The 14,593-nt window shown below is 59.7% G+C and carries 19 protein-coding genes; 10 read left to right on the top strand and 9 right to left on the bottom strand.

All coding sequences use genetic code 11. The features are described from left to right. Positions 1–41: 41 nt before the first annotated feature. The 5 genes from FHT87_RS29940 to FHT87_RS31465 form a co-directional block, all read right to left on the bottom strand. Positions 42–317, bottom strand: coding sequence for a hypothetical protein (locus FHT87_RS29940; protein WP_183806324.1), 276 nt, complete (start codon positions 315–317; stop codon positions 42–44). Positions 318–539: 222 nt separating this feature from the next. Then, positions 540–920 carry a DUF6481 family protein gene (locus FHT87_RS29935; RefSeq protein WP_183806322.1) on the bottom strand — a complete coding sequence of 127 codons (381 nt, stop codon included), beginning with the start codon at positions 918–920 and terminating at the stop codon, positions 540–542. Positions 921–949: 29 nt separating this feature from the next. After that, entirely contained in the window at positions 950–1,174 is a 225-nt protein-coding gene (locus FHT87_RS29930; protein ID WP_183806320.1) for a hypothetical protein, read from the bottom strand. 136 nt (positions 1,175–1,310) lie between these two features. Next, complete coding sequence (locus tag FHT87_RS29925; protein ID WP_183806318.1) at positions 1,311–1,520, bottom strand: cold-shock protein; 210 nt, start codon at positions 1,518–1,520, stop codon at positions 1,311–1,313. A 366-nt stretch (positions 1,521–1,886) separates the two neighbouring features. Further along, on the bottom strand, positions 1,887–2,441 hold the full coding sequence (locus tag FHT87_RS31465) for a TetR/AcrR family transcriptional regulator (protein ID WP_183806316.1): 555 nt from the start codon (positions 2,439–2,441) through the stop codon (positions 1,887–1,889). 105 nt (positions 2,442–2,546) lie between these two features. On the opposite strand from FHT87_RS31465, the gene FHT87_RS29915 reads away from it, so the two are divergent. The 3 genes from FHT87_RS29915 to FHT87_RS29905 all read left to right on the top strand — a co-directional run bounded on the left by FHT87_RS29915 (position 2,547) and on the right by FHT87_RS29905 (position 3,976). Then, the gene (locus tag FHT87_RS29915) at positions 2,547–3,290 is read left to right on the top strand and encodes a glucose 1-dehydrogenase (protein ID WP_183806314.1); all 744 of its coding nucleotides are present in this window, start codon (positions 2,547–2,549) and stop codon (positions 3,288–3,290) included. Between the two features lie 153 nt (positions 3,291–3,443). Beyond that, a complete protein-coding gene (locus FHT87_RS29910) occupies positions 3,444–3,800 on the top strand; it encodes a cupin domain-containing protein (RefSeq protein ID WP_183806312.1) in 357 nt (118 codons plus the stop codon). Positions 3,801–3,802: 2 nt separating this feature from the next. Beyond that, positions 3,803–3,976 (top strand): hypothetical protein, encoded by a 174-nt coding sequence (locus FHT87_RS29905; protein WP_183806310.1) that lies wholly within the window; start codon positions 3,803–3,805, stop codon positions 3,974–3,976. 46 nt (positions 3,977–4,022) lie between these two features. Here FHT87_RS29905 and FHT87_RS29900 read toward each other — a convergent pair whose 3' ends face one another. Continuing rightward, positions 4,023–4,256: a hypothetical protein gene (locus FHT87_RS29900; protein WP_183806308.1), complete on the bottom strand. Its 234-nt coding sequence runs from the start codon at positions 4,254–4,256 to the stop codon at positions 4,023–4,025. Between the two features lie 628 nt (positions 4,257–4,884). Here FHT87_RS29900 and FHT87_RS29895 point away from each other — a divergent pair. Further along, the gene (locus FHT87_RS29895) at positions 4,885–5,172 is read left to right on the top strand and encodes a hypothetical protein (RefSeq protein WP_183806306.1); all 288 of its coding nucleotides are present in this window, start codon (positions 4,885–4,887) and stop codon (positions 5,170–5,172) included. A 256-nt stretch (positions 5,173–5,428) separates the two neighbouring features. Here the strand turns inward: FHT87_RS29895 and FHT87_RS29890 are convergent, their stop codons facing one another. Beyond that, positions 5,429–6,019, bottom strand: a complete 591-nt coding sequence (locus tag FHT87_RS29890; RefSeq protein WP_183806305.1) for a flavodoxin family protein — start codon at positions 6,017–6,019, stop codon at positions 5,429–5,431. Between the two features lie 84 nt (positions 6,020–6,103). Beyond that, positions 6,104–6,841 carry a response regulator transcription factor gene (locus tag FHT87_RS29885; RefSeq protein WP_183735840.1) on the bottom strand — a complete coding sequence of 246 codons (738 nt, stop codon included), beginning with the start codon at positions 6,839–6,841 and terminating at the stop codon, positions 6,104–6,106. A 330-nt stretch (positions 6,842–7,171) separates the two neighbouring features. Here FHT87_RS29885 and FHT87_RS31460 point away from each other — a divergent pair, with 330 nt between their 5' ends. Continuing rightward, positions 7,172–7,306, top strand: coding sequence for a hypothetical protein (locus tag FHT87_RS31460; RefSeq protein ID WP_281411242.1), 135 nt, complete (start codon positions 7,172–7,174; stop codon positions 7,304–7,306). 322 nt (positions 7,307–7,628) lie between these two features. Here FHT87_RS31460 and FHT87_RS29880 read toward each other — a convergent pair whose 3' ends face one another. Further along, complete coding sequence (locus tag FHT87_RS29880) at positions 7,629–8,714, bottom strand: hypothetical protein (RefSeq protein ID WP_183806303.1); 1,086 nt, start codon at positions 8,712–8,714, stop codon at positions 7,629–7,631. A gap of 469 nt (positions 8,715–9,183) precedes the next feature. Between FHT87_RS29880 and FHT87_RS29875 the strand changes: the two genes are divergently transcribed. The 5 genes from FHT87_RS29875 (at position 9,184) to FHT87_RS29855 (ending at position 14,442) form a co-directional block, all read left to right on the top strand. Next, positions 9,184–9,756, top strand: a complete 573-nt coding sequence (locus tag FHT87_RS29875; RefSeq protein WP_183735838.1) for a PE-PGRS family protein — start codon at positions 9,184–9,186, stop codon at positions 9,754–9,756. A gap of 103 nt (positions 9,757–9,859) precedes the next feature. Continuing rightward, on the top strand, positions 9,860–11,575 hold the full coding sequence (locus tag FHT87_RS29870; RefSeq protein WP_183806301.1) for a type I secretion system permease/ATPase: 1,716 nt from the start codon (positions 9,860–9,862) through the stop codon (positions 11,573–11,575). 14 nt (positions 11,576–11,589) lie between these two features. Next, entirely contained in the window at positions 11,590–13,035 is a 1,446-nt protein-coding gene (locus tag FHT87_RS29865) for an HlyD family type I secretion periplasmic adaptor subunit (RefSeq protein WP_183806299.1), read from the top strand. A 7-nt stretch (positions 13,036–13,042) separates the two neighbouring features. Beyond that, positions 13,043–13,315 carry a transposase gene (locus tag FHT87_RS29860; RefSeq protein WP_183735835.1) on the top strand — a complete coding sequence of 91 codons (273 nt, stop codon included), beginning with the start codon at positions 13,043–13,045 and terminating at the stop codon, positions 13,313–13,315. Positions 13,316–13,701: 386 nt separating this feature from the next. Continuing rightward, the gene (locus FHT87_RS29855; protein ID WP_183735834.1) at positions 13,702–14,442 is read left to right on the top strand and encodes an SDR family oxidoreductase; all 741 of its coding nucleotides are present in this window, start codon (positions 13,702–13,704) and stop codon (positions 14,440–14,442) included. Positions 14,443–14,593 lie beyond the last annotated feature (151 nt).

The raw sequence follows: 14,593 nt of genomic DNA, 5'->3' as shown, positions 1-14,593 counted from the left end.
GAAAGGTTGACATGTCGCTCGATCTGGAGCGTCAGCCTCCATCAGGTGCGATCGTATGTGAACGATGTCAGCAGCGTGGTGACAAAGTTACTCGCCCTCTCCTTGACAAGTACTTCCGTCCATTCGTTCGTGCCGCGCAGCCGCAGGTCGGAATAAATGCTGTCGACCGCAGCCTCTTCAATGCGCCTGATGTTCGCCAAAAAGGCCACCTCTCCGTCCGCATGATAGATGTCGCGGATCACCATCCGCAGGATTTCCTGAATAGCGATCTGCCAGGCCGTGTTGATTGCCTGGAGTTCGCCGGGGGTTTCTGGCATGGAGGCTCCTTTCGGTTTGATGGGTCTTTGGCAGCAGTTTACGCCGTGCCGGCGGTGGCAGATTGCAACAGACCGGAGAAACCGCTAGCCGCGCCGGGCTTCGTCGTCGCCGAAGGCGCCTACAGCATCGGCCCGAAAATCAGAATCGATTTTCGGAAAGCCTGATGCGTAGGTTCAAAGGGATAGAGCCTCCTTTGTGCGTCCGATTGGACGCACGGCGCTCTAGGACCGCCTGGCCTTACGGTTGGCATAGCGCCGGTCGCGCTCAGCCTTGCGGATAGCCTCGTCTTCGAGCACCCGGGCGATCCGATCTCTTTCCGCCACCTCGCGCGCTTCGGTTTCGGCGCGCGCCGCAGCATCGGCAGCCGCCTGCTGCCCAGCGGTCTCGGCCACCCGGCGTTCGGCCTCGTCGCGCTTTAACCGTTCGCGTTCAAGGCGCCGCTCTTCCCTGGCAGCGGCGATGGCCATGCGTTCCGCTTGCCTCGCCAATCTGGCGGGTTCGGCGACACTCCTTGCCGCACGATAGGCCTTCAGGAGAGCGGACTTTGCTTCCGCAGCCGCAGTACGGCGATCGGAAAGGTCGTTATTTCTGGCGTTCTTCAAATCTTTGTCCTGCAAACGTGTTGAACGAGTCAGGCCTTCTTGGCTCGTTTAGCAATGAGAGAGGCGGTCGCCGCCGCCCGGTCCTTCAATTCTTTTGCAAGGCGGGCTTCACGAAGCCGCCGGGTCTTTTCGTCACGGGCCAGAACGAGGGAATCGAGTTCCTCGACGGCGTTGTTGCGAGCGAAGAATTGTGATTGGGCATTGCCGAAGGCAATCTCCGCCTTCTGGCGGGATTTGCTGTGTGTCTGTGACATGGTCTTTTCCGGATTGGGCGCCGCAAGGTACCGCGGGAACAAAAAAAGGCCAGGCAACCTGCCTGACCTTGCTGGTCTCATGCTCTCGACAGTGCCAGTACATCCGTGGTCAACGGAGAGCGGATACCGGGATGATTCAGGCGGCCTGCAGGTTGCAAGCCGACATCTTGCCCGACTTGTTGTCGCGCTCCAGCTCATAGCCGATCTTCTGGCCTTCCACGAGATCGCGCATACCGGCGCGCTCGACGGCAGAGATGTGAACGAACGCATCGGCGCCGCCATTGTCAGGCTGAATGAAGCCGAAGCCCTTGGTCGAATTGAACCATTTAACTGTGCCAGTGGTCATGATGAACCCTTTCATAGCAATAAGAGAACCACAACGCTCAAGGCGCCGCGGACGGTGATAGCGATTTTTGAAAGAAAAGGTTCGTTCAGGGAGCGGTGTCAGACGCGCGATAACCAAAGCTCAGCAAGCAAATATCGACTATTGATATATGGCCCCTCCCTGTCGGGTTGTCAACTTTTAGTTTTTGTCTTCGATCTCATCGGCGTTTAGTTGTAATTCCGCAAATCCTTTTCACAACCGAGACTACAGAGCCGAGCTAGGAGAGTGACCCGACACCTGCCAGTCTGCTTCTCCACCCTTATCCGACATTTTCTGACCAGCCTTCTCATGACCGCTTCGGGGCCGACAGCAGTCATCGGCCAGACCTCAGCGCACAGCCATCCCATCCATGAACACTCCCACGAGACGAGCTATGTGTGCCTGCGGCGCGCTATCTTGTTGCGTGGCGAGCGAGATGGCGGTTGCTATGCTTACTATGTCGCTGAAGCTGATGTCGTGCCGGATAACCCCCACCGCCTGCGCATTTTCCAGAAGCCGCACACCTTCCCTGCTGGTTTCCACGCAGCCGGGCGTGCCGACCTGCAACACTGTTCCGAGCGACGCGGCGAGGCCACGATAGACGTTGGTGTGCTGAACGAGTTCTTCCAGATAAGAGCGCATCGCGTTCAGCGGATCACGTCCCGCGTCTCTTGATCGGCTGGTTTCGGCAAGGGCCAAAAAGCGAGAGCTGTAGGCCGCGGCCAGAAGCTCCTCTCGTGTCGGGAAGCGACGGTAAAGCGTCCCGATGCCGACGCCGGCGCGTTTTGCGACATCGTCCAGGGACACGTTGGCCCCTTTCTCGAGAAAGACTTCTTCGGCTGCGGCGAGAATGCGTTCCCGGTTTCGCTGGGCGTCGGCCCGCAATGGGATTTCGTCAGCCAAAAGATTCGCCTCCAAAGATTTGCCTCAACGCGACTTGCTAAGTGGAGCGTACCTCCATATAGAAAGTGGAGCAATCCTCCACTTAATTAGGAAGCGAGCAACGACATGGCAAAACGGTTTGATAAAAAGGTTGTGGTGATTACGGGCGGCACGGACGGCATCGGCTTGGCCACAGCCAAGGCATTCGCAGCCGAGGGTGCCCATGTGTATGTCACGGGGCGCCGGCAGGAACGCCTGGAAGAAGCGCTCGAGGAGATCGCGAACGGTGCCATCGGCGTTCAGGGCGATGTCAGCGATCCCTCGGACCTCGACAGGCTCTACGCTCGGATAAAGCAGGATCACGGTCGCGTGGACGTGGTCTTCGCCAATGCCGGCATATCCGAGTCCGCCCCGATCGGCGGTATCGAGGAAGACCACTTCGACCGTGTCTTCGGCATCAACGTCAAGGGCACTGTCTTCACGGTGCAGAAGGCTCTGCCGCTGATGTCTGCCGGCGGTGCCGTCGTATTGACCGGATCGGGCGCCGGCAGCAAGGGCTTCGCCAACCTTTCCGTCTACAGCGCGACGAAGGCAGCGATCCGCTCATTTGCGCGAACCTGGACGGTCGATCTGAAAAGCCGCGGAATACGTGTGAACGTCGTCTCCCCCGGCATGGTCCTGACCCCGGCAATGCAGACCTACCTTCAAAACAATGCCGGTGCCGAGGAATGGATGAAGCAGGCTATTCCTTTCGGCCGGCTCGCCGAGACCGCAGAGGTCGCCAAGGCGGTATTGTTCCTGGCATCGGATGAAAGCAGCTTCGTTGGCGGCGAGGAACTGCTCGTCGATGGCGGCTTCGTCGCGGTCTGACGCAGACGGTCAGAGCGTCAGGCGCGATCCGTCAATGCGCACAAACGTTCAAGACCGCGACGCGGACCCCGTGTTTCTACCGGGTCTCCAGTCTTCCGGGTCACCAGGCCACCAGTGAGCGACCGTCCGGATCCATTTGTCAAAGGCGAGAAAATGAAAACAGTTAATCTCGAGGAAAAGCTCGGCTGCTTCTCAAGTCACTGGGATCCCCACGTCATTGCGGATTACAACGAAAATGACGTGATGGTCGTGAAGTTCCTGGGGGAATATCCCTTTCACAAGCATGAAACGACCGACGATTTCTTCCTCGTGCTCGAGGGTGAAATCGAGATCGATATCGAGGGAGAGCCTTCCCGAACGGTGCGGGCCGGCGAACTGTTCGTCGTCCCCAGGGGCGTCGTTCACCGTCCGCGCGCCGCAAAGGAAGCCAAGGTCCTGCTGATCGAACCCAAGGGAGAACCCAACTCCGGCAATTCCGACCGGAAGCCTTCTCCGAAACCGCGGATCTGATTGTGGCACCCGTCGGCGACAAGGCCTGCAAGCTGACGCTGACCCATGACGATTTCGGCGGAGAAACCGCCACCAGCAAGGCCGTCGGCGGCGGCTGGCCGGAAGCGCTGTCGCGATTGAAGACGCTCGCGGAAACCGGCGAGCCTTTCTATATGCCGGCACCCATATCGGCCTGATCGGGAACGAACGGATGGTCCCTTCCGCTCTTATCGCGTCAAGCCTTCACTCGGCCGAGAATTTGACCGTCACCCCGCGCTGGCGAAAATAGGCCTGCATCAGCTTCCTGCCGGACCGGTTGTTCTGCACGAGCCTGGTGGGGTCGAATACGGCCTCTTTCATACCCGCGCGCGCCAAGGCTGCCTTGAGAGCGGCGATATGCAGGTCGATATCCTCATTATCGGCCTGAAGTGACTTATAAATGCGGTTCGTCGCATCTTCTACCGTCGGTTCGCTCACCGTTACTCTCCCTTTGTTTTCTGGCGCTTGCCGCCCATTTCGGCTCGATCCTATTAAGGCGAAAAATGCCTTCGTCAATCTGAGACCTGGCTGGAACGCTGCGTTCGCCTCAAGAAGGCAGCACGCAAAGCCGAAAGCGGGGTCGTCTCCACGCGGCCTGCCCTCGCCCAACGAGGGGGATGGGCGGGCGCTGACATCAGCGCAGCCGGTACGAAGAAGACGCGTCACCGGGCGGGGACCGGAGTGAAGGCGGCGGTGGATTATGATGTCTATGGGTAGTGCGGCAGTACCGGGAGAGGATTAGACCAGCGGCCGCAGCAGGCTAATCACAATGCATCGCGCCGATTTTATCCACAGGTTTATTTTTGGACTCCGGGCGTAAAAAATCCCGCAGAAGCTGGATTTTTTGCAGCCAACAGCCGAGCTAATCCAACTGGTCGAATTGCCGCGCTTCAGGCTCGGGCGTCTAATCGTGATGTCGCGGTGCCGGGCACAGATGAGACAAGCACCGGGGCTGGGGCTCGTCTTTGTGCTGGGTGGCGAGCCCCGATGTCTTCGCCAGCCACCTGACGAAAAGACTGCCTCGGGGGACACTTAAGGATGAACGCCACCTTCAGCAGGTCCGCCAATGCCGCCGTTGCTCGATGCCGACGACCCCGACAGCCTTGATATTGTATGCGATGTCATCCTGGTAGACTGGTTCAACGCAGGAGTGGACACCTTCGATATCAGAGACTTCAGGGAAGAGATGGAGCTGCATTATCGGGAGATGGGCAGACTCGTCCCTGCAGAGATTGCCGATCCCCAAAAACTCGTTCCCACCCTCCGGCTGTTGCAGGCGCGCATGCACATCGTCAAGCCGACGCGGATTACCGGTATCGAGTGGCAATTCCTGCGAAACGGTAACGGGGATTGAGAGGCGCCGGGATAATCCCCCCGTTCTTAACGGGGCCGATCGGCAGAACTCACACCTATCGACCGCACCGCCTCGGCGACCGATTTGCCCTGCCCACTCAGCACATCAACCTGCCGAAGCTTCGTGATGATCTCTTCCGCGCTGTGTCTTCTCGGCATTCTTAAGTCCTCCATCGGCTCGAAAGCCATACATCAGGGAGGACCACTTTTCAGGGAGCAGACCATCACCACGCGAGGAGGCAAGAGATGTGCCGGTATCACCTGCTCCCGACCCACTGCCGGATCTCGTCAGCCAATTGCTCGAGAACGCCCGTCGTCCCCTCGGGGAGCGGGTCCGGAAACCGTTGCTCGGGATACGCGAGCGTTCCCCCCAGATGGACCGGCTGGACGCAGGGCATCTCGTGCTGTTCGAAAAACTTGATCATGTTGTCCGCGCATTGGCGTACACTCGGATCATCAGCGGGATCGGTGGCGCCGTTGACGATGACCGCTCCGAGTTTTCCTTTGAGCTGTTGTCCGTCGCGCCACAGGGGATCTGATCTGTCGAGCAAGACGACGCCCAGGGCCGGCGGTATTCCGAAGCAGGTGGGAGTAGCCATCAGAACCACGTCCGCCTCTTTCATGCGTGACAGAACACGATCGATCCCGTCGCCGTGGTATCCGAACGTTTGATAACACTGCTCGCACCCGAGACAGTCGATACGCTCATCGGCCAGACGCACCTGTTCTGCGACCTTCACCCGCCGATCTCTCTCGAGCGAGCGAAGAACCTCGCCAAGCATCCGCCCTGAGTTACTGGACGCGCGTGGGCTGCAGTCTATTCCAATGATGGTCGTCGCTTTGTCCATGTGAGGATCCCTAGTAAGGCGGCATCAAATCCTGCCCGAAACCCGACGAAAACGGTGCGCCAGCGCCCTACCCTGAGACCTCGCCTAACCCGGCGAGACGTCAGGCCCGCCGGCGGCTCTTTGAACAAGCCGGGCGACCACTTCGGTGCGGTTCTGCGCCTGCAGCTTGCGCATGATGTGCTGCAGATGCATCTTCACCGTATGCCCCGACAGATTGAGTTTTCCGGCAATCACCTTGTTCGAGCAGCCGCTCTGCAACGCTGCCAGCACATCCGCTTCCCGCGGCGTGAATTCGGCCATCGCCAGGTATTGCGTCCTGTCATCCAGGCTTCTTTCGGCCTCGCTTCTGGCCGGAACATGCTCGTTCGGGCCGTTCGTCACCGCGCCCAACAGCTGCGGGAAGAACGTTCCTCCCGCCAGGACGAGACGAAGGCCGGCAAGCGCGATGTCGATCGGAACCGACGTCGAGAAAAAGCCGCGGATACCCATCTTGAGCGCCTGACGGGCTATGTCGACGTCGTCGGTCCCTGAGAGCAACGTGATAGGCGCCTCAGGAAAACGTGCAGCAATTGCCGCGAGATCATCTCGCAGGCTGGGGCTCTCGACACCTCTGCCTGCCAGATCCAGTGCGATCAAACGCACCTCGGCTCCAAGAGCCCGATCGAGGCTCTCGGTCGAGATCAGGTCGATAAAGTTCCACCCCGCGAGCTCATGCTGAAGAAGCTTCACGACGGTAGTGCGAGCCAGTGTAGAATGCTCAATTATGATCACAGTTGGTGCATTGCGCCCCGTACGGCGCTTAGATTTAGCACTGTCGGACACTTGCGTGCTCCCCACAAGATTTGCAACCCAACAGCTATTCACATTATTCCTGTTCTCGCTTCATGTCATGAGAAAAAACGAGTGTATTGCCAGCCTCAATAGTCTGATCTCTCATGATAATTCTTATAGTCTATAAGATTCAGGTGAGAGACAACTGGGCCTGTAGAGCCCTTTGGAAAGCGTATCTGCGAGGACTTACCGGTTCGACTTGTCGCTGCAAACTGTCCAGTCTTTGCCGAATTCACGTATGGAAAGCGCCTCAACAAAGCTTTCAAAGGCACTGAAAAGGCAGGCGATCTGCTTCAGATCCATTGGGGAATGAGACGTTGGATGGAACGCGCTGGTGATCCGTTCGGTTTTGTTCCCATATCTCATTTCAAAGCAGCCGCAAACCTCGACGCCGAAACCTCCAACGCGAAAAGCGGCAAAAGCCTGAGATCGCTGGTAACCCTTTATGATTACTGAATAACTGGGGGCCATTGGGTGTTAATGCCGGCTCTCATCGTTTTCACGCAGGCAGCACTGCGCTGGCACAGACAGATGCCGGCCGGAGGCAACGGCCAGTAGGGTCGCCCCTCGGTCGTCATCCTCGGGCTTGTCCCTGATATCTGCTACGGCGACGACATAGCGCAAGATTGAAGGCGGCGCGTCAGGGGGCAATTCCAGCAAAGCCGGCCCGCCACTTCCTGCATTATGCCATGGATGGGCGTCGGACAATCGCAAATGTAGCAGATATCAGGGACAAGCCCGAGGATGACGCCAAAATTCGAAGAAGAACGGAAATGCGCTAGCCGTGCAGGAAGCCCATGATATCGTCGACGAGAGCCGAATGGGCGTCCGTGAGGTTGCCCACTCCGCCGTGGCCCCCGATGCCGGCCATCTGGAGCGCGTCCTGATCATAGAGAACATGATCGATCTGTTGGGCGTCTGCCGTACCGCCGGCGGGAACGGCAATGTTGATGGGATGGAAATAGCCGAAATTGACGTCGACCATGCTGCCGGTCGAGGAGCCGACCCCGCCGCCGCCGCCCGTCTGGCTGCCGGTGAAAATCGTGTCCGACGACAGGTTGAAGCTGCCGCCATTGCCGCCGATGCCGGCGATCTGCACGGTCCCCTGATCGAAAATGACATTGTTTGTCTGATGCGCCGTTGCCGAGCCGCCTGCGGCGCCGATGGCGATGTTGATCGGCGAGAAGATGGCAATACTCACGTCGACCATGCTGCCGACGAAATATCCATTGCCGCCGTGGCCCGCATAAAAGTCGCCGGTCAATGTCAGCGATGTTCCCGGGCTCAGCGAGTCATGGCCCGCGACATTATGGTCTCCGCCCGAGCCGCCCATGCCGCCGATCTGGGTTGCGCCCTGCAGGAACAGCGCGTTGTTCGATTGGTCGGCGTGAGCCACCGCACCAGGGCCTGCAGCCACGGCAGTATTGACAGGGACAAACAGCGCGGTTTCGGTGCTGACGAGGCCGCCGTAGAAGACCCCATTGCCGCCGCTGCCGGCATGACTGCCGCCGTCGCCGCCGCCGATGGCAACATTGCCGCTTCCACCATTCCCGCCGATGCCGGCCATCTCGGTGGCATGCTGATTGATGAGCGCATCGTTGCCCTGAACGGCGTCGACACTTGAATGAGGTCCCGCAATCGCGGCATTGGACGGCATGAAGACGGCCAATGCGTTGCTGCTGATCACGCCCTCGCTGATCCCGTTACCGCCGCTGCCGGCTGACGTGTAACTCGGACCGGAAGCGACATCCAACGGAAGCCAGGTCGGCACCAGCGCCAGATGCCCCGCGGCCACATTGGAGGCGGGGTTTTGATCGGTGCCCGTTTTGGGCACGTCTTCCGACAAGGGACGAGTTTCCGTCATTACCGTCTCCGTTGCGCGGCCAGCGCGCGTCCAGCCCATCTAGCCCGAATTATCAGGGCATTGTGCCTCCGAACGTCAGAAAAGCAGAGCCTGCAATTCGTCTACATCCCCTCGGCTAGGACGTAGCCATTTGGCCGTCATGGCCGCAGCCTCCTCTTGTCCGGGTTCGACAGCACCAGATCCGCCTCCGGACGAGAGGTTCCAACAGCCTGCATCCCCTTTCTCGCGGCGGGACATGAACGTTTTTCGGTCAACGCCGGATCGCCCGGCACCAATCCAAAGCAACGCTCCGTCATATCGAAGTATACACCCAAAGGAACGTCGCCGAATATCTAGATAGTTAGAAGTTTAAATCGAAGGCAATATTCGCCCGCGGTTGTATTGGCTGGCGGTGACATCGAATACCCACGCCGTAAGGGGGACGCCGTAAAAGATTCACGGACGAAACGAAGTAGAAGGAGTGAGATCAATGCCTATTCCACAAATGTCTGACACGATTTATCTCAACAACCCGGATGCGGGCGACGCCAATGCCGGCAACGGCGGTGATGGCAACAACCACGGCAACATCAACTACAATCCGGTTGCCTATGTGGACCCCTCACAAACGGTCTACGGGGCAGAGACCCATCTGCACAACGGCGATCACGTCTGGCAGACGGCAGATTGGGACGCCGGCGGCGGCGGACCCGGCGGCTTCAGCCAGGCCCAGAACGGCTTCCTGGCATCGCTCACCAGCGGCGCCGGCGGCGCGGGAGGAGAAGCACACTCCAACGGCGATCAAGGCAATACGAGCGGCGGCGACACGGCTACGGTGAATGCGGCGACGACCGCGACACAATATACGCAGCTCGTGGCTGACCAGCATGCCACCATCCTCGCAGGCGTCGGCGGCAACGGCGGCAACGGAAACAACGCTCTGGGCGGCGATATCGCTTCGGCATTGGTTCACACCGATCCCGAAACGACGACGGTGAACAATTCACTCGATCATTTCATCAACGCCTTCGGCCATATCGACGTCAGCCATCTCGGCTCATGATTTCAGGCCCTGAGGGTCGCCGGTTCCGGCTGGCGACCCTGATCTTCTGCCGAACCGGCAGGCAGCTTCTCCTTGTCAGTATCAAATGCAGCGAGATCTGATAATGGCAACGATGTCTACAAAGCTATCGCGCCCGCAGACACACCTCGTTGTCGCGCTCCGAGCTTGTGCCGGAGCCTTCGGGTTGGTCTTCCTTTACAGCTGCGGCTACAATCTCTTTCTTCTGGCGCCTTCCATCTATCTCCTGCAGATCTATGACAGGGTCCTGTCGAGCCGAAGCGTCGACACGCTGCTGATGCTGACCTTGATCATCGCCGTCGCCGTGCTGGTCGGGTCCGTGCTCGATATCGTGCGCAGGGCGGCCCTTTCGCGCATCGGCAGCTGGCTGGACCACAGGCTGCGGCCCATGGTGCTGACGGCATCGTTCGAATATGCCGCTCGCGCCGATACGGGAGCCGCCACGGAGTGCTACAGGGACCTCGCCGCACTGCGCCAGTTCCTCGATTCACCGGCCAGCTCGCTGTTCTTCGACGTTCCCTGGGCGCCGCTGTTCCTGCTCCTGCTCTTTCTCGTTCATCCGCTGCTCGGGGCCATCGGTCTTCTGAGCGCATGTGCGCTTCTGCTGTTTGCGTTCCTGACGGAACTGGCGACGCAGGAGCCGCTTGCCAGCGCCAATCTTGCCCTTTCGAGAAGCTATCTCAGATTTGCGACCGCCCTCAAGAACCTCGAGGTGATCAGGGCAATGGGCATGCAGGATGGCGCAGCGCAGATCGTCTATCGCGATGCGGAAATGGCAAGACGGTCACAGGACATCGCGATGCATCGCACGGAGATCATTCTCGGTTTCTCCAAATCGATCCGCACGCTCGCGCAGATCCTCATGATGGGATCCGCGACATGGCTGGTGCTCGAAAACAACGGCAGCCCCGGAATCATCTTCGTTGCCAGCCTGCTGCTCGGGCGCGGGCTCGCACCGATCGAGGGCGCGATCGGGGCATGGCGCGCCTTTACCTATGCGCGCAACGCCTTCAACCGCCTGAACAATATGCTGATATCAGTTGCATCGGGATCCGACCCCCGAATGGTGCCGGTGCCGGAACCCGGTGGCCTCATTCTCGACAATGTCAGCTATATCAGGCCATCAGCCAATCAGCCGATTTTGACCGATATCACCCTGCGCCTGGCACCTGGCGATTGCGTCGCGCTCATCGGCCCCTCAGGATCGGGGAAATCGACACTCGGACGCGTCATGGCAGGCGTCGTGGAGGCAACGAGCGGATGTGCCCTTCTCGGCGGGGTCGATATCTCGGCGCTGCGCCTTTGCGGCGGGACCCGCCATGTCGGCTACCTGCCGCAGGATATCGAACTCTTCGGCGGCGCAATCAAGGACGTGATTGGCCGGCTGGACGGAGGAGATCCCGGCAAGGCGATCGACGCCGCAAAGCTGGTTGGATTGCACGAAGCGATCATGCGCCTGCCCCGGGGCTATGAGACCGATATCGGTGAAGGCGGAAACCTGCTCCTTCGCGCTCAGCGCCAGCAGCTGGGGCTGGCGCGGGCGGCCTATGGAAATCCGTCCCTGATCGTTCTCGACGATCCGAATTCGAGCCTGGATTATGACGGCGAACGCATGCTGTTCAATGCGATCGAGCGCATGAAATCCCGTGGGATGACCGTCGTTATCATAACGCACCGGATGGGGATCCTGCCGGTCACCAACAAGATCGCCATCATGCGCAACGGAACGGTGGCGGCCTTCGGCGACAGCGAGCGGATTTATGAAACCTATCTTCAACCGCCGTCTCGAACCGGAACATAGGGAGGGACGCCGCCATGACCCTTGTTCAACTGGACGCAATGCCGGCGAGAATTTCAAACTGGACAAGGGCGTGCCGGCAGTTCGCGCGACGATCGACAGCGGCAGCCAGGCGGCGGACGGCCCTTTCGCCAGTGATCGAACAGAGCCAGCACGGGTTCGCCCCCCCTTCCCCCATGCCGGGGCTCAGAGGCGTTGTCTGGACGGGTAACCTGTTGATCCTCGTCTTCATCGTCGGATTGGGCGGCTGGTCGGTTCTGGCGCCGCTGAAAAGCGCTGCGATCGCATCTGGTGTCATCGAGCCGGAAACCAGCCGCAAGACCATCCAGCATCTGGAAGGCGGCATTATCAGGCGGATCCTCGTCAAGAACGGCGACAGGGTCATGGGCGGACAGATCGTGATCGAACTCGACGACACGAAGTTCCGCGCCGAGCGCGACAGCATTCAAGGGCAGCTTTGGGACGCCGAAGGAAGCCGCGCCCGCCTGTTTGCGGAGCAGACGGGCGGCGACCGTGTCGTCTATCCGCAAGATCTCCGGGCGGCCATGGACAGATATCCTTCGGTCGGCGCGATCCTGACCGGGCAACAGAAGATCTTCGAAGCCCGTCGCCGGGTCATGCAGGCGGAAATTCAGATCGCCAATGAAAAGATCGCGCAGGTGCGGCAGGAAATCGTCGGACTGGGCGCGCAGAAGGCGGCACTGGCAGACAGAGCCGCGATCTCGAGCCAGGAACTGGATCAGGTGAAGTCCCTCAACGCCAAGGGACTGGAAAAAAAGAGCAGGCTTCTCAACCTCCAGCGGGAAAAAGCAGACCTTGATGGCCAGCAGGGCCAGGTCGAGGCGCAGATATCCCGCGCCTACCAGGTGATCAGCGAGACCCAGGCCGATCTCGCAAAGCTCGAGAGCGCCCGGTTGAGCGAAGTCGCCCAGGGCATGCGCGACACGGAAAGCCGGATCTTGCAGCTGCGCGAGCGCCTGCGGGCGATCGACGACCAGCTTTTGAGGACCGATATCCGTGCTCCCGAAGACGGAACGATCATGAACCTGCGCATCCACACGGCCGGTGGCGTGGTCGGCGCGGGCGAACCGCTCGTCGATCTCCTGCCGCGCTCCGATCGCCTCATCGTGTCCGTCCACGTCAGACCGGAAGACATGAATCTCGTGCGCGCGGGGCTCGAGGCGCAGGTTCACCTCCTCCCCTACAATCAGCGGCGCGTTCCGCTCCTGAAAGGTCGCGTCGAATACGTATCGGCCGACCGTCTCATCGATCAGCAGACCGGCCAGCCCTATTTTGCCGCGACGATCCGTGTGACGGACGAGCGGCTGGCGAAAATGAGGGATGTCGAACTGGTCGCGGGCATGCCCGCACAGACACTGATCGAAACGGGCCAAAGCAGCGTGGCGCTCTATGCTGTCAGGCCATTGCTCGACAGTTTCAACAGAGCATTTCGCGAGGACTGAAGCGGTGATGGGCAAGAGAAAATTCGACGACGACCAGATTACGGGCATTCTTAGGGAGCACAAAGCCGGTGTGACGGTGGCCGATGTCTGCCACAGGTACGGCATCAGCGAGCCGACCTTCTATCGATGGCAATCCCTGCAGGTGCGAAATGTCGGTTTCGATGCCAAAAGGATGAGAGCACTGGAGGAAGAGAACCAGAAGCTCAAGAAGCTCCTGGCCGAAGCCATGCTCTCGGCGGCAACGCTGAGCGAGATGCTGGCGAAGGCATCGAAAGGGTGAGGCTGACGTCCGGACAGAGGGTCGGTGCCCCCGATCTGACCGGCTGATCACGTTCTAAGATCAGATCGCGGCAGTGAGGATACCCCTTCGGGGACTCCGCACAACAAAAGAGCGGAATTCGGTAGGAGGTACCACCGGTCAAGGCTGTGGCGTTCATGGCAGCTTTGCGCCAACAGCGGTCATCGAACCAGTAAAAGCACCAAATGTGTTGGAAGCAGACGAGCGGTGAAAAACCGTTCACCCTGGGGCAACTGTTCCTCCTTGCGCGACACAGCGTTCCGCTGGTTGGCACTACGAGAGGCAACCCAGCGCTCTCAGATATTGTCTGCCGAGCCTATGGGATTCATCCCCGAGTTCGACAAATCCAACAATCGAACGAGGAACACATGATCAATCTTGAGGGCAAACTCGCTTTTGTCACAGGCGGCTCGCGCGGGATCGGAGCGGCAATCGCGCTCGCTCTGGCTGAGAACGGCGCTGATGTCGCACTCACATATCAGAACTCGGAGGAGAGAGCCAAAAATGTCACCGAATCCATCCAGCGCGCGGGGCGACGTGCCTTTGCGATCCAAGCCGACAGCGCCGATCCGAAGGCCATTCAGCGGTCTGTAAATGAGGCGCTCGATAAGCTTGGTGGGCTCGATATTCTCGTCAACTCGGCTGCGGTCGGGATGAATGGCACGATCGCAGACCTCGATGTCGAAGCCTATCAGAAGATGATGGATATCAACGTTCGTGCGCCTGTGCTGTTTGCAAAGGCGGCAATTCCGTATCTGAAGGCAGGTGGACGCATCATTTCCATCGGGTCGGGTCTCGGTGAACGTGTACCCTTCGCAGGCGTAACGGCCTATGCGATGTCCAAAGCGGCTCTTACCTCCTTCACGCGCGGCCTTTCGCGAGAGCTGGGGCCAAGTGCAATCACCGTCAACCTCGTGCAACCTGGTTCGACCGACACGGACTCGAATCCAGCGAGCGGTCCCGCCGCCGAATTCCAGCGAGGCATGACATCCTTGGGACGCTTCGCCGAGGCCCGCGAAGTTGCGAACGCGGTTGTCTTTCTGGCCAGTCCCGCGGCGAGCATTATAACCGGCGCGATACTGACCGCAGATGGCGGTGCGATCGCCTGATCAGACGGCCCGTTTCAGCCAACCCCGGTGGTTTGCTTGCAAACCAGCTAGGGCCGGGCATCTTTGCGCCAGGATCAAAGGCGATCGGCTCGGACGTACCTGGGGTATGCCCGTCGCCAATCGCCTTTACCCTGACGAAAACCTGCTCCGG

The sequence above is a fragment of the Rhizobium sp. BK316 genome, from assembly GCF_014193695.1.
Lineage (GTDB): Bacteria > Pseudomonadota > Alphaproteobacteria > Rhizobiales > Rhizobiaceae > Rhizobium.
The sequence above is the reverse complement of the archived record's forward strand: the minus strand, read 5'-3'. Positions and strand labels throughout refer to the sequence as shown.

Excerpts from the sequence above, each read along its gene's own strand:
- FHT87_RS29940 (WP_183806324.1), bottom strand. The coding sequence starts at position 317 with ATGCCAGAAACCCCCGGCGAACTCCAGGCAATCAACACGGCCTGGCAG.
- FHT87_RS29930 (WP_183806320.1), bottom strand. The coding sequence starts at position 1,174 with ATGTCACAGACACACAGCAAATCCCGCCAGAAGGCGGAGATTGCCTTC.
- FHT87_RS29925 (WP_183806318.1), bottom strand. The coding sequence starts at position 1,520 with ATGACCACTGGCACAGTTAAATGGTTCAATTCGACCAAGGGCTTCGGC.
- FHT87_RS29915 (WP_183806314.1), top strand. The coding sequence starts at position 2,547 with ATGGCAAAACGGTTTGATAAAAAGGTTGTGGTGATTACGGGCGGCACG.
- FHT87_RS29910 (WP_183806312.1), top strand. The coding sequence starts at position 3,444 with ATGAAAACAGTTAATCTCGAGGAAAAGCTCGGCTGCTTCTCAAGTCAC.
- FHT87_RS29895 (WP_183806306.1), top strand. The coding sequence starts at position 4,885 with ATGCCGCCGTTGCTCGATGCCGACGACCCCGACAGCCTTGATATTGTA.
- FHT87_RS29890 (WP_183806305.1), bottom strand. The coding sequence starts at position 6,019 with ATGGACAAAGCGACGACCATCATTGGAATAGACTGCAGCCCACGCGCG.
- FHT87_RS31460 (WP_281411242.1), top strand. The coding sequence starts at position 7,172 with ATGGAACGCGCTGGTGATCCGTTCGGTTTTGTTCCCATATCTCATTTC.
- FHT87_RS29880 (WP_183806303.1), bottom strand. The coding sequence starts at position 8,714 with ATGACGGAAACTCGTCCCTTGTCGGAAGACGTGCCCAAAACGGGCACC.
- FHT87_RS29875 (WP_183735838.1), top strand. The coding sequence starts at position 9,184 with ATGCCTATTCCACAAATGTCTGACACGATTTATCTCAACAACCCGGAT.
- FHT87_RS29870 (WP_183806301.1), top strand. The coding sequence starts at position 9,860 with ATGGCAACGATGTCTACAAAGCTATCGCGCCCGCAGACACACCTCGTT.
- FHT87_RS29865 (WP_183806299.1), top strand. The coding sequence starts at position 11,590 with ATGACCCTTGTTCAACTGGACGCAATGCCGGCGAGAATTTCAAACTGG.
- FHT87_RS29860 (WP_183735835.1), top strand. The coding sequence starts at position 13,043 with ATGGGCAAGAGAAAATTCGACGACGACCAGATTACGGGCATTCTTAGG.
- FHT87_RS29855 (WP_183735834.1), top strand. The coding sequence starts at position 13,702 with ATGATCAATCTTGAGGGCAAACTCGCTTTTGTCACAGGCGGCTCGCGC.